This window comes from Paenibacillus graminis, assembly GCF_000758705.1.
Classification (GTDB): Bacteria; Bacillota; Bacilli; order Paenibacillales; family Paenibacillaceae; genus Paenibacillus_AQ; species Paenibacillus_AQ graminis.
The window spans coordinates 520,772-534,441 of the sequence record NZ_CP009287.1; the positions used below are offsets into that span (position 1 = coordinate 520,772).

General features: G+C 54.6%; 13 protein-coding genes and 1 riboswitch. Of the genes, 9 read left to right on the plus strand and 4 right to left on the minus strand.

Translation table 11 applies throughout. From position 1 onward, the window contains the following. Window positions 1-283: 283 nt before the first annotated feature. Genes PGRAT_RS02320 through PGRAT_RS02330 form a run of 3 tightly spaced genes read right to left on the minus strand, consistent with a single transcriptional unit; the run spans window position 284 to window position 2,454 of the window. Window positions 284-1,045: an ABC transporter permease gene (locus PGRAT_RS02320; protein WP_025704911.1), complete on the minus strand. Its 762-nt coding sequence runs from the start codon at window positions 1,043-1,045 to the stop codon at window positions 284-286. Then, complete coding sequence (locus tag PGRAT_RS02325; protein ID WP_025704910.1) at window positions 1,042-1,335, minus strand: thiamine-binding protein; 294 nt, start codon at window positions 1,333-1,335, stop codon at window positions 1,042-1,044. The genes PGRAT_RS02320 and PGRAT_RS02325 overlap by 4 nt, the downstream gene beginning before the upstream one ends. Window positions 1,336-1,383: 48 nt before the next feature. Beyond that, entirely contained in the window at window positions 1,384-2,454 is a 1,071-nt protein-coding gene (locus tag PGRAT_RS02330) for an ABC transporter substrate-binding protein (protein WP_052415681.1), read from the minus strand. 120 nt (window positions 2,455-2,574) lie between these two features. Next, window positions 2,575-2,686: riboswitch (TPP riboswitch) on the minus strand. Window positions 2,687-2,866: 180 nt separating this feature from the next. On the opposite strand from PGRAT_RS02330, the gene PGRAT_RS02335 reads away from it, so the two are divergent. Both PGRAT_RS02335 and PGRAT_RS02340 read left to right on the plus strand, forming a co-directional pair. Next, the gene (locus PGRAT_RS02335) at window positions 2,867-3,931 is read left to right on the plus strand and encodes a cobalamin-dependent protein (RefSeq protein ID WP_025706046.1); all 1,065 of its coding nucleotides are present in this window, start codon (window positions 2,867-2,869) and stop codon (window positions 3,929-3,931) included. A 36-nt stretch (window positions 3,932-3,967) separates the two neighbouring features. Then, window positions 3,968-5,653: an ATP-binding protein gene (locus PGRAT_RS02340; protein WP_025706045.1), complete on the plus strand. Its 1,686-nt coding sequence runs from the start codon at window positions 3,968-3,970 to the stop codon at window positions 5,651-5,653. Window positions 5,654-5,680: 27 nt separating this feature from the next. On the opposite strand, the gene PGRAT_RS02345 is transcribed toward PGRAT_RS02340, so the two are convergent. Next, entirely contained in the window at window positions 5,681-7,141 is a 1,461-nt protein-coding gene (locus PGRAT_RS02345; RefSeq protein ID WP_025706043.1) for a hypothetical protein, read from the minus strand. Window positions 7,142-7,407: 266 nt separating this feature from the next. Between PGRAT_RS02345 and PGRAT_RS02350 the strand changes: the two genes are divergently transcribed. The 7 genes from PGRAT_RS02350 (at window position 7,408) to PGRAT_RS02380 (ending at window position 13,650) form a co-directional block, all read left to right on the plus strand. Further along, on the plus strand, window positions 7,408-7,845 hold the full coding sequence (locus PGRAT_RS02350; RefSeq protein WP_025706042.1) for a pyridoxamine 5'-phosphate oxidase family protein: 438 nt from the start codon (window positions 7,408-7,410) through the stop codon (window positions 7,843-7,845). A 768-nt stretch (window positions 7,846-8,613) separates the two neighbouring features. Further along, entirely contained in the window at window positions 8,614-9,288 is a 675-nt protein-coding gene (locus tag PGRAT_RS02355; protein ID WP_025706041.1) for a response regulator transcription factor, read from the plus strand. After that, window positions 9,285-10,715, plus strand: coding sequence for a sensor histidine kinase (locus PGRAT_RS02360; protein ID WP_025706040.1), 1,431 nt, complete (start codon window positions 9,285-9,287; stop codon window positions 10,713-10,715). Before PGRAT_RS02355 ends, PGRAT_RS02360 begins: the two co-directional genes overlap by 4 nt. Window positions 10,716-10,774: 59 nt before the next feature. Then, window positions 10,775-11,689 carry an ABC transporter ATP-binding protein gene (locus PGRAT_RS02365; protein ID WP_042265940.1) on the plus strand — a complete coding sequence of 305 codons (915 nt, stop codon included), beginning with the start codon at window positions 10,775-10,777 and terminating at the stop codon, window positions 11,687-11,689. Beyond that, a complete protein-coding gene (locus tag PGRAT_RS02370; protein WP_025705628.1) occupies window positions 11,686-12,402 on the plus strand; it encodes an ABC transporter permease in 717 nt (238 codons plus the stop codon). The genes PGRAT_RS02365 and PGRAT_RS02370 overlap by 4 nt, the downstream gene beginning before the upstream one ends. Window positions 12,403-12,404: 2 nt before the next feature. Beyond that, a complete protein-coding gene (locus tag PGRAT_RS02375; RefSeq protein ID WP_025705627.1) occupies window positions 12,405-13,145 on the plus strand; it encodes an ABC transporter permease in 741 nt (246 codons plus the stop codon). A gap of 139 nt (window positions 13,146-13,284) precedes the next feature. Continuing rightward, on the plus strand, window positions 13,285-13,650 hold the full coding sequence (locus PGRAT_RS02380) for an ArsR/SmtB family transcription factor (protein ID WP_025705626.1): 366 nt from the start codon (window positions 13,285-13,287) through the stop codon (window positions 13,648-13,650). The last annotated feature ends 20 nt before the right edge of the window (window positions 13,651-13,670 follow it).

Sequence of the window (13,670 nt, forward strand, 5' to 3'; positions counted from 1 at the left end):
GCTGCATCAGCCCGCTCCGCCTCAGTCCGGCCCCCGTCGGGTCCGGCCATGCGGGCCGCATCAGCCCGCTCCGCCTCAGTCCGGCCCCCGCCGGGTCCGGCCATACGGACCGCTCCAGCCTGCTCCGCCTCAGCCTGCCCCCCGCCGCTGCAGCCCCGGCTGCCGTCAGCACTTGAGCCTGCGGCTCCATCGCGGCCGGTATCCGTAATATGAGTCATGTTCATTCCTCTTTCTTTCCGGAAAGCCTAAACCGGTTATTCTGTAACGTAGTGCTCAGCCTGTATCAAGAGGTCTTGCGCGGCTTCCAGCGGACCAGCCACTTTTCCAGCAGGGCGATCAGGGCGAACAGCACCAGACTAAGAAGCACAATAATTACAATGGCAACGAACATCCGGTCTGTGCGGTAGGAGGCCTTCTGCAGCAGCATGTAGTAGCCGATGCCCTTGTCCGCGCCGATCCACTCCGCGACCACCGCGCCCATGACCGCGTAGGTTGCGGAGATTTTCAGGCCCGAGAACAGGGAGGGCAGGGAGCCGGGCAGCTCCAGCTTGGTAAAGATCTGCCACTTATTTGCCCCGGCCATTTTCATATAATTCATCATGATCCGGTCGCTTTGGGCCAGCCCGCCCATGGCGGCGACGGCAACCGGGAAGAAGCAGACGAGTGTGATGAGGACGATTTTGGGCATCAGCCCGAACCCGAACCAGATGATCAGCAGCGGCCCGAGGGCAATCGATGGCACATTCTGGCTGAGAATCAGCAGCGGGTACAGCGCTCTTTTCAGCCAGGGCACTAGATGCAGCAGCAGAGCTACAATAAGGCCCACCCCTGTGCCGACAGGAAAGCCGATCAGGGTCAGCCGCAGCGTAGCCGCCGTATGCGCCCAGATGCCCGAAGCATTGCCCCGGGATTCGCGGGCGATATCGCCGGGGCTTGGCAGCATCCAGGAAGGTACATGGAACACGGAAACCGCCAATTGCCAGGCCCCCAGAAAAAAGATGACCGCCACAAGGGGCGGCCAGATTTGGTTCCAGTATGATCTCACGGCCGGTATTTTTCCGTCAGCTTGTCCATGCTGATCCCGGTGGGGTTATGGGCGATCTTGATCTGTGAGATGACGCTGGGGCTGCCGGAAGCGATCAGTGCTTCGTGCATTTGGCGCACCACTTCGAGCAGTTCGTTCAGTTCACCTTCCATCGTGGTTTCGAGCGGGTTCACCTGGTGTTTGACACCGGATTGCTGAATCACCTCAATGGCCTTGTCTACATAAGGAATGGAATCCTCGTTGTTCGGAGTTTTAGGGATGACTTGAATGCTGAGCAGGGTATTGGCCATGTCAATCAGATCCTTTCAGGTTTGGTATCGTAGGTTTGCACAGTAGAATTACTGGCCTTGCGGCAAATAATCATTGGTGAACGCTGAAGCGGCATCCAGCGGTTTGTCCAGCAGCTTCAGGCCGTACATCCAGTCGGCGTAATTCTTCCAGACCTCTGCTTTTTGCTCACCCCAGCGGGCGGCATCGTCTTTATATTTCGGGCTCAGCCATTTCTGGCTGGCGAGGACCAGCTTAGGGTCGAGATCCGGCACAGCCTTGGAGAGGATAGCGGCCGCTTCTTCCGGCTTGTCGATCGCATATTGATAGCCTTTGGTTGTAGCCGCAAGGAAAGCCTTCACCAGCTCCGGATGCTTGGCAATTTCCTTTTCGCTGGTGGTCAGAACCGGGGTGTAGTAATCCAGCTGCGGCGCGTAATCCTTCAGATACAGCATGTCAACCGGCTCGCCGCGCAGCTCGGCTTCGATACCGGTCCATGCATAGAAAATCCACGCAAAATCGATGTCGCGTTTTACGGCAGTGAAGAAGTCGGCTTCTCCGATGTTGACCAGCTTCACCTTTTTGACATCGCCGCCTTCAGGGTCCATGATCGCTTTCATGGCAGCTTCTTCAGCCGGGGAGCCCCAGCCGCCGTAGGTTTTGCCTTCAAAATCTTTGGGCGTCTTGATCTTGCGGTCTTTCGGAGCGGCAAACCCCGAGGTATTATGCTGGATGATGGCAGCGATTGAGACGAGCGGCACATCCTGCAGCCGGGCCAGTGTGAGCGCCTCCTGGGCACTGATGCCAAAAGCGGCTTCGCCTGAGGTGACCATTGTGTCGGCTCCGGCTGCACCAGGCTGCACTATTTCTACATCCAGGCCTTCCTCCTCATAATATCCCAGCTCCTTGGCTGCATAGAGGCCGGTATGGTTGGTGTTTGGCGTCCAGTCCAGAGCGACCTTAATTTTAGTCAGCTCTTTTGGAGCGTCAGCCGCCGGGGCGGTGGCCTCAGGCGCGGCGGAGCTGTCTCCGGATGGAGCAGCGCTATTCCCGCCGGAATTTGCATTATTGCTGCCGCAGCCGGCCATTACGATGACCAGCATGCAGCTGATGCAGAGCATTAGTGTTTTTTTGACTCCCATTTCTTCTCTCCTTCCAGCTCTCCCCAGTCTTCCAAATTCTGATGATGTCCATACCCAAAAAAGCGCCCCGGAGATCGGGACGCCTGCATTTGCGTTAGGGACCGCTTAAGCCAATTGGCTGAATAGCGGGTGATGGATTCCTACGCTGGCATTATCCAGATCAGGTATAAGGGTCAGTATCTTTGCGGGATACACTCTCAGCCGGCCCATTCCAGCCCCCCTGGTACTATGAAGTTATGGGTATTGCTGTGTTCTTACGGTGTATTATAGCTGTCGCCTGCGGGGTTGTCCAGTAGCCGTCTGCCAGAATGCGGAAATGTGCCCAGAACGTCCAGACCGCCGGGGTAACCTGGCCTTATGTTATAATACGGACAAGGCTCTACAATTCCGTTTCTGAAAAAGGAGTGACCCTATGTTCGCTGACCAGCAACATGCCGGAGAACGGCTGAAGGCGCTAGCGGAGCAGTTGGCGGAAGAAGTCACTTTGCGTCAGTATGAGCGGCAGCCCGGGCTGCGGCAAAGATTCGGCCCTTCCGGCATAGCAAGAACCAAGCAGGATTCTCTTTATCATTTCCGGTATCTGGCCCAAAGTGTGGCGCTGGATAGCCCGCTTTTATTTATAAATTATATTATCTGGCTGAAAGTCCTGCTCGCACAGTATAAGATTACGGCCGAGGATCTGCAGATCAATTTGGATCTGATGAAGGATGCTATAAGTTCCCAGGTGGAAACACCAGAAAAGGAGCTGATTATAAGCTATCTCGATATGGGGATACACCACGCACGCGGAGAGGACAGCCTGCCTACCTTTCTTCTTCCGGAAAAGCCCTATTACCACGAGGCAGAGGAGTACCTGAAGCTGCTTCTGGCCGGTGAACGCCGTAAGGCTTCGGAGTTCGTGCTGGGGCTGCATGAGGACGGTGTGCCTATCCGTGATCTCTATCTGCATCTCTTCCAGAACAGCCAGTATGAGATTGGCCGTCTATGGCAGCTAGGCCGCATCACTGTAGCCCAGGAGCATTACTGTACAGCCTGTACCCAGAGTATCATCTCCCAGCTCTACCCGCGTTGGATTGAGGCAGCACAGAAAAGCAAAAAAACGCTGGTAGCGGTCGGCGTGGGCGAGGAGCTGCATGAAATCGGATTGCGGATGCTTGCTGATTTCTTCGAAATGGAGGGCTGGAACACCTGCTACTTGGGTTCCAATATGCCCGCAGAGGGACTGATCCGCTATTTAAAAGAGCAGCCTGCCGATCTCCTGGCCGTCTCGATTACCATGACTTATCATGTGTCGGAGGTTCAGCGTTTGATTGCCTCGATCCGCACGCATGCCGGACTGGACCGCATGAAAATTCTAGTCGGCGGAATGCCGTTTAATATCGACAGAGCATTATGGGAAAAGGTTGGAGCCGACGGCTACGCCCCGGACGCCAAAGGGGCGCTGGAAATGGCGGCACAGCTGATTCCCCGGAACTAGCACCCAGAGAACTTATACAAAAGGCGGGATATAGAAATGGCCGACCACGAGCAGGAAGTCCGGAAACTGAGGGAAACCATTGAGCGGCTCTCGCATCAAGTAATTCAGGGACAGCAGAGAGAAGAACAGACCCTCGCAGAATTCTCCGCGATGAACAATGAATTAATTACGATGCACCGGCTGCTTGCGAAGAACAGTGCCGGCCTTAAGGAGATGAAGGAGGAGGCGGAGGAGGCCAACCGGGCGAAAAGCCTGTTTCTGGCTACAATCAGCCATGAAATCCGCACGCCGATGAACGGCATTCTGGGAATGACCGAACTTCTGGAGGCTGAAGGTGCGACGGACGGGCAGCGGGCTCATCTGGAAGTTATCCGGGAATCCGCACAATACCTGCTGCAGATGATCAACAACCTGCTGGATATCTCGAAGATTGAAGCCAGTAGAATGGTACTGGAGAAGACACCGCTTAACCTGCGTGGTCTGCTTGAGCATGTGGTCCGGCTGCTCTCTACGGCTGCCGTGAAGCGCGGGAATATTCTGAAATGGCAGGTTGCGGACAGAGTAGACCATACTCTAAGCGGTGATTCGTCGAAAATTCTTCAGGTCCTCATCAATCTGGTGGGAAATGGACTAAAGTTCACACAGAACGGTGAAGTGGAAGTGACTGTAAGGCTGCTTCGGGAGGATGCGGCCCAGCAGTACCTATGCTTCGAAGTCAGGGATGAGGGTATCGGCATTCCACTGAAGGATCAGGCAACGCTGTTCCGGCCCTATTCACAGATCAGCAGCGAGTCGGCAATGGCAGTGGAGGGCACGGGGCTTGGCCTGTCGATCTGCAAGTCCATGGTGGAGCTGATGGGCGGGACGATTATGGTGGACAGCGCCCCTGGCCGGGGCTCAACCTTCCGGTTTGAGGTTGCGCTGGATAAGACGCTGAGCCTGAAGGAACCGGCTCCCGCGGGTGAAGCGGTATTGCCGGAGGCCCGCTTCAGCACGCAGCCGGTGCTGGTTGCAGAAGACAACGGACTCAACAGCACCCTCTTGCTGCTGCAGCTGAAGAAGCTGGGCATTACAAATGTGCAGATGGTCGGCAGCGGCAAGGAAGCTGTCGAAGCCTGGCAGCAGGGAGAGTACGGGCTTATTCTGATGGACAGCAGGCTTCCCGGTATGAACGGAGGGGAAGCGGTCCGCAGAATCCGGCAACTGGAGTCTTCCGGGGCAAGGCCGAGAATTCCCATCATCGGGGTGACCGGGGATGGATCGGAGGAGAGCCGGGCACAGTTTTTCGAGGCTGGTCTGGACGACTGGGCGGTTAAGCCTTTGAACCTGGAGCGGCTGAGGCAGCTTCTGGACAGATGGTTCAGCCCCGGGCCTTATATCCCGGTGCTGGATGCGGATACCATTTCCGGTATCCGGGAAATGGACGGGGAAGAGGCGCCGCAGCTGCTCCAGGCGCTGGTGGAGATGTTCAAGGATGATACGCCGCTCCGGCTGACATCCCTGGAGGCAGCCTTTGCTGCAAGGGACCTGCCTGAGATGGCGGCCGTGGCCCACGGCCTGAAATCAGGCAGCCTGAGCATAGGAGCAAAGCACTTTGCCCATTTGTGCGCAGCGGTTGAATGCCATGCCAGAGAGGGTGAGTATGAACCGGCTGCACGGGTGCTGCCGAAGCTTGCCCCTGCGTATGCGGAAGCGTGCCGGGAACTGGAGAGCCTGCTGTAGTTTTGGCGGGCTGTTTTTTTTGCACAGTTAGTCATGTCCCTGATATCTTTTTCTCCGGCGGCTGCGGATTCCGCTCCACAGCTGCTTCAGGCTCAGGCCGATACTGACGGCAATGCCGGTTAAGGCAACGAACAGCGCCAGATATTCAAACGGGGAGTACTCCAGCATCTTGCTCCATTCAATCTTGCCCTTAAGGTCTTCGATCACTTGGTTCATGCCATAAATACCGCTGACTACCGTGAACACCGTCAGGATCATCAGCAGCGTATCCCTTCGTTTGGCCTGGAATTTCTCCTGGTATTGAAACAGGTCATTCAGGGTCATTTTGACCTCTTCGAACAGGGCATCATTGCCGTAAACCTTGCGGAGCTGGAAAAAAATCTCTCTCCCCTGGGACTGCGAAATCAGCTCCAGAAAATAAAATTTGGCCGAGAACTTGTTAATCAGAAAAATCAGCTTCTCAATTTCGTCATAATCATGATTAATCCGCAGGCGGGAATGCATGTTGGCCAGCTTCAGCAGTACTATTTTGTGAAAAATACTCAGCAGCAGCCCGTAATAGTATTCCCCATACATCTGGTTCACAAGCTGGGTGGCCAGCCCTGGTTCGGCCCGGCTCAGGCAGCAGAATGTCTGCTCATTCGTCATATAGTAGGTTTCCGGTCCCCAGCGGCTGTAGGAATGCTCACGGCAGTAATCCTCAATATAACCGGGGTCGCTGGCGCTGATGTGGGGCTTGCCTTCCGCAGTCAGGCCGTCCAGCTGGGAAGCCCGGTAGCGCAGCGCCTCGCTGATTTCCCCTGCTTCCTCCTGCCGGTCAAAACCATAAAAGGCTTGAACCAGCATTCTTTCATCGACAAAAAACGGCAGGGTTTCGAAGTACGCCCCGTTGATTTCCGAAGGGTCCAGAAAAGGCTCCAGTCCGCGAGCCAGATTCCGGAACACAAAATCCTCTACTTGCTCAAAGGACCTGTCATGGCAATGAATGGTGGTCTGTTTGTCCTGGTAGGAGACATCCTCCAGCGTGCGGAAGCGGTCAGCGAATTCCAGGGCAACACTGAATGGGAGAATCTCTTCCTCTACGCGGATTCTGACGGTCAGGAAGCCCAGCTCGAAAGGACAGATGAACACATCTGTAGAGAGTACCTTAAAATGAACGGACTGGGCTGGCATATCCAGCCTGCAGGACAGATTGTTGGCCCGGGAAAAACGGCGGAAGGAATCCCTGTCCTTCTCCCGCGGGAACAGCACATGGGCGGCAAACGGGAGGTAGCTGCGCTCCATTTTTTCATGGGACACGCAGTAGCCTTCGCCGTAATAAGCATCCTCCAGCTCTTTGTTGCTAAGAAAAAACCGGGTGAAGCCATCCAACGTCAATTGCCGGATTAAATTCATATCCTCGCCCTCTTTGAGGGAGAAGGGGAAAATAAACTGCAGCAGCGCGGTATGTAATGTTGGTTCGGCATCTGCCGGGTTAAGTTCTGGCATTATGGGTTCCACCCTTACACACAGGATAATTACACGTTCTATATTACCCTAATTTCCAGGCTGCCACGCTAATCATGAACCGTAGGGCAGCAAAAGCGGCCAGGCCAAGCCCGGGGGCTCTTTCTGTAATGGGTTATGGCTGGACGCGGGATTCAATACCCTCAGTACGGGTACACTATTACAAGCAACGTGTGTATCATCAATCCAAACTGCGGCGTGGATATATAAACTTATATCCGCATGAATTGAAAGGAGCTATGTCGTCAATGGATAACAGAGAGCTGGAACAGACGATCATCAAGACGCTGGATGACAACAAGTTCGGGTCCTTCGGCACGATAGAAGCCGGCAACAAACCTAAGGTGCGTTATATGGCGGTATTTCATGACGGACTTCAGATTTATTTGGCTACCAACCGCAAAACGCATAAGGTAGAGGAGCTGAAGGATAATCCGAATGCTTTTCTGCTGCTTGGATATGAACAGGGCGGCGGCAAGGATGTACTGGAGATTGAAGCGACAGTTGCCGTGACCAAGAATGAAGGCCTCCGTTCCAAAGTATGGAACAAAGAACTGGAGAAGTGGTTCAAGGGTCCGGAAGATCCTGATTACGTGATCCTTGAGCTGCAGCCGACACGGATAGAATATATGGGCAAGGACCAGCAGCATGGGGTCTGGGAAGGTTCGGCGGCGGTCTCCGGCTAATAGGGGAAGCAAGGCCAGCAACCCCCCGGATTTATGGCAGACGCTATCTTTGGAATACACTTATAGCCATCTTTGAACCTTACGGTTCCGGGATGGCTTTTTACTTTCTATTGAGGATAAGATACGCAAGCCCAATGACGATAATCCTGCTTATTGTACAACAATCGGATTATGCGGCCTGCTCCAGTTGATTTTGGAATGGTGGGGAATCTCTGCGGTCGTAGGCTTTAGATGTTATTCACCCGCCAGGGCGATTTTGTTCCTGGACTGGAATGGAATTGATTGTGCCCCCTTGTCCGGTTGACTTACTTATTGGGCCATGGCTGGCTTACGGGAAATCATGATATACTTTATCCGCAGGAAAACCCGCATCGTAAGCATAAGCTGCCTAGAATCCTACCGTCAATAACGTATAAATTCAAGAAAGCTGCAGCAAGGGATTGAAGTGGAATTAGTGCACTTAAATCGGCCCGAAAGCGTCCAAAAGAAGGTATAAGTTGGAATTAGTAGACTTATTTGAAGTGATTTCACCTGAAAGGCCGGAAATGGGCCGGATTAGGTTTACTTTTTCCAACTAGCGCCGGCAGATGAACGGGTGGGGCGATGTTAAGTTCACTTTTTCCACTTGGGCTGGGCCGTCTAGCTTAGAGGAATATGAAATTACTAGGAGAAACATCAGATAACCGGCAGGCGAAAAAACTGGAGGCTCCCAAAGGACATCGGAGCCATTTTTTGCTTTTTTCAGAAAAGAGAAAGGATTTGACTTGTATGAGTGTTACCTTGCTGTATGTTGAAGATGACCGGGAGATCGGAAGCGCCGTCTCCGCCGATCTGCGGGAACGAGAATATGCTGTCCGCTGGCTGGAGAGCGGGGAGGGTGCTGTAGAGGCTGCGGCGGGCTGCCAGCTGGTCATTCTGGACGTCATGCTGCCCGGGCTGGACGGCTTCACTGTAGGCCAGCGGCTGAAGCGGGCGTATCCGAACCTGCCGGTCCTGATGCTGTCCGCGCGGGCTTCCATCGATGACAAGCTTCAGGGCCTGGAGTTCGCCGATGATTATTTGACCAAGCCTTTTCATCCGGATGAGCTGGCGGCGCGGATCGAAGTACTGTTAAGACGGACAGGAGCTGTCCTGTCCATCCCGTTGAAGCTGAAGCATCTGATGGTGTACGAAGGGGACAACCGGATCATAGAGGCAGCCAGCGGCAAAGAAATTTTGCTTACCGGCAAGCAGTTTCAGATTTTCTCCTATTTGCTGCGCCATCTCGGCCAAATACTGACGAAGGAGCAGATCTATGAGGCGGTCTGGGGAGAAAGCTACATAGAAGGCGATAAGACACTGATGGTGCATATCCGGTATCTGCGTGAGAAGCTTGAGCTTGATCCGGCTGCTCCGGAGATTATCGAGACAGTCCGGGGAATCGGCTACCGGGTGAGAGCATGAGACAACCGGGTTTTTTTCGTAAGCTGCATGCTTCACTCCTCTCACGTTACCTGCTGATTATTATGACAGCGATGCTGTTCATTCCCGCTGTGCTGGTGATCATTCCACTGACTCTGAACACGGCGCAGGAAGATTTGCCTAAGGAATACAGGAAATATCAAAACATTGCAGAAATGGAAGAAAAGTGGCATAAGGAAGCGGCAGGCCTGCTTGGCAGCTCCCCGGAGAGAATCAATAATCGGCTAAGGGCGTTAAGCTCCACCTACAGCCTGGCTGCGATGTTCTGGGTGGATGGGGAGGGGCGGACCCGGCTGTCGCTGGAGTCCGCTGATCCGCAGCTTTGGCAGCAGAATGAACGGCGCTCTATCCCCCCGGTATGGACCGCTGCAGAGGCGATTTCCTTTATGAAAAAAAGCATGGTGTATAATCCAAAGCCATTAAGTATTGTCGCTTTTGTGGGGGACCGTGCTGAAGCCGGGGAAGGTTTTATGGTCATGCAAATTCCCGGCGCCCTCAGAGAGCGGCATTCTTTCGACGGGATGAGTTTAAGATTTACGCTGGTGATGTTTGTGCTTTTTACAGGCTTCATGGTTGTTTCGCTGCTGTTCTTTATCCAAATCCGCAAAAGGCTGCTGCGGCTGGAGACGGCCATGGCCTTCACCGGAGAAGACGGTGTGCCGCAATTGATTGATCCGGGCAAGCCCGATGAGATTGGCCGTCTGGAGACGGCCTTTAATACCATGGTAACCGAGCTTGCCGCCAGCCGTACGCGTGAAGCGGAGGAAGAGGGGCTGCGCAAGCGCCTTGTCTCCGATTTGTCGCATGATCTGCGGACCCCGCTCACTGTGATCCGCAGCCATCTGCATATTCTCGGCAAGGAACAGCTGACCGTGCGGGGGCATGAATCCCTGAAACTGATGGATGAACGGATTGAAAGCCTCGGTGTCCTGATCGAAAATCTGCTGTCCTACAATCTGCTCAGCAGCGGACGGATGACTCTGAAGCCGGAGCGCAAAGATGTTCTGCGGCTGCTCAGGGAAAGTGCTGCAGCGTGGTATCCGCTGTGGGAGAAGGAAGGGTTCCAGATTGAGATTGAACTGGAGGGGGAGCCGCTGTATTGGAATGTGGATGAGAGCTGGTTCCGCCGCATTCTGGATAATCTGTTCCAGAATATAGTCCGGCACGCGCGGAGCGGACTCTTCGTGGGGGTGGCTGTGGAGGACAGGGAAGGCGAACGTGTCATCGTCATCCGCGACCACGGCCATGGCCTGGGCAGCAGCTCCGGGTCGAAAGGTGCAGGCCTGGGCTTATCGATTGTCGATCTGCTGCTGAAGCGGATGGAGCTGGAATGGAAGGTGGACAGCACCAAGCAAGGCACCACTATAGTAATCCTAAGTTTGCCGCACGGAAATTTAAACAAAACTTAAACTTGGCTGCCCCGTGCTTTTAACCTTGGAACGATATGCTGGTTACCGAGGTGAAGAAAATGGCGCAAGCAGTGATTGAAACGACAAATTTATTGAAGGAATACCGTGGCCGGGCTGCGGTGGAGCATTTGAATCTGAATATAGGCAAAGGGGAAATCTACGGCTTCCTTGGTCCCAACGGTGCGGGCAAAACAACCACCATCCGCATGCTGCTGGGGCTGATTAAACCGACTTCGGGAAGCATTAAGATCTTCGGCCAGGATTTGAAACGGAATAAGCTGCAAATCCTGCGCAAAGTGGGTTCGCTTGTAGAATCGCCCTCCTATTACGGGCATTTGAGCGCCTTGGATAATCTGGAGGCGATCCGCCGCATCCTGAATGTGCCAAAGTCCCGAATTGCTGAGGTGCTGGATATTGTATCCTTAACAGGTGAAGAAAAGCGTCCGGTCAAGGGCTTTTCCCTGGGTATGAAGCAGCGGCTTGGCATCGCCGCCGCACTGCTCGGCAGCCCCGAGCTGCTGATTCTGGACGAGCCCACCAACGGACTGGACCCGTCAGGCATTCAGGAGATCCGCTCGCTGATTAAGCGGCTACCCGTAGAAGAGGGGATTACGGTCCTGGTATCCAGCCATCTCCTTAGTGAAATTGAGCAGATGGCTGGAACGGTCGGCATTATCCGTGCCGGCAGGATGGTGTATCAGGACACGATCGCCCACCTGCAGCAGCAGGCGGCCGGAGATTTGCGTCTTGCCGTGTCAGAGCCGGAAGAAGCACTGATTCTGGCCAACCGGAGGGGCTGCGGAGGCACATTGCAGGAAGGGCGCATTACCCTGCCCCGGATGAGCGATGTCCGGGTGGCGCTATTGATCAAGGAGCTGGTCGAAAACGGCCATGCCATCTACCGCGTGGAGGAACACAGACAATCGCTGGAGGACTTCTTCCTTCAGGTCGTCGAAGGAGGCCAATCCGTATGATGTGGCGTTCCCTCTCGGCGGATTGGCTGAAAATCCGCGGCAAAGGCTTATGGTTCCTGGTCTTCCTCGGCCCTGTGGGACTCCTTGCCATGCAGGGGCTGAACTTCGGCATGCGCTATGATTATCTGACAGGAGAGTATCAATCCGACCTGTGGGGCGGACTGCTGTCTAACCTGGCCGACTTTGTGCCCGTGGCGCTGTATCTGGGAGGAACGCTGGTCTGCTCGCTGCTGGCGAATGTGGAGCATCAGATGAGCTCCTGGAAGCAGCTGCTGGCCCTGCCTATCTCCCGGACCTCCGTATTCATGGCCAAGCTGCTGATCTGTCTGCTGCTTGTCGCCGTCTCCTGCGCGCTGTTGTCTGTAGGGACGGTAGTCTTGGGGCTGCTGCTTGGTTTTGGTTCACAGCCGGTTCCCTATGCGGATGTGCTGCGGATTGGCTTTGCTTCTTATGCCGCTGCACTGCCTGTGATCGCTCTGCAGCTGTGGCTCTCCTTGTCGAGCCGCAACCAGACGCTGCCTGTATCGCTTGGCCTTACCCTGTCACTGTTGAGCCTCTTCTCGACGTTCCTGTCTGAATGGGTTCCTTTGTCCTGGCCTGCCCTCGCCTGGAGCACTTCCCGGCCTTGGCTGTTCAGCGGGGCGGGACTGCTGCTGGGTCTGCTCGTGCTGCTGCCGGGCGCTGTGCATTTTGCACGAAAGGATGTGAACTAATCATGGGGATCTTCTGGAGAGTTCTGTCCGCAGAAAAACTCAAAATGTCCAAATCTTATATCTGGTTGCTGATTATAGGTAGCCCCGTAGTAGCTATGCTCATTGGAGCGCTTGCCAATATGGAGGAAGAAGGGCAGCCGATTACCTGGGAAGTACTGCTTAGTGTGATGTCGCTGTTTCATGCCATGTTCTTCCTGCCGGTGCTGTCAGGGGTTTTTGCTGCGCTGATCTGCCGTGCAGAGCATGCCGACGGTGGCTGGAAGCAGCTGCTGGCCCTGCCGGTTACGCGAACTTCCGTATATCTTGCCAAATACACTATGATTATGGCGCTGCTGGCTGCTGTGCAGCTGCTGTTTTTTGCAGCGGTGCTTGGTGTGGGCGCGCTGCGTGGTGTAGATGTGCCGATCCCCTGGACGATGTTCCTTGCAAGCATCTTCGGCGGCTGGCTGGCCTGCATGCCGCTGGCTGCAATGCAGCTGGCGATATCTCAGAGCTGGAGCAGCTTCGGTGCTCCGCTCGCGCTGAATGTGACCCTGACCATGCCGAATATGCTGATTGCCAATTCTAGCACCTATGGACCTTATTATCCCTGGCTTCAGCCTATGCTGGCCATGTCTCCTTTTGGGAAGGACCGCTTTGGAGCCTTCAATTTACCGCTGGAGAGCCTGATAACCGTTGTACTGGGCAGTTTGATTTTATTCTTAGCCGTCGGCCTGCTCTCCTTCCGGCGTAAAGCCGTCTAGGCCTGGCAGCGCTGCTGCTTGCGCTCTTCCCGTCCCCTGCTGTTCCATGGACATCGGGTAAAGTTTTGTTATAATTAATCGTAGAAGCTTCGATTAACCATCGGTGAAGCCGGGTGAATAGATGGAGGAGGGCGAGAGCATGGAGCCAGCGGCACTTGAAGAATGCGACAATACATGCAACGGTTCGGAGCTGGAACCGGAATCTATGGCGTTGATCCTGCCTGACCGCGGGACCACGGATAAAATGGCGGAGATGTTCAAGGCTTTGGGCGATCCAACAAGAGTACGGATGATCTATGCCCTGTCGCAAAGAGAGCTGTGTGTGCATGATTTGTCATCCATCCTGGATATGGGGCAGTCGGCGGTATCCCACCAGCTCCGCTATCTGCGCAATCTGCGGATTGTGAAACGCCGCAAGGAAGGCAAAACCGTGTATTATTCGCTGAATGATGCGCATGTGGAGCAGATTTTCCTGCAGACCCATGAGCATATCCGGCATGAATAGGTGAAAAAGACTGCCCCAAT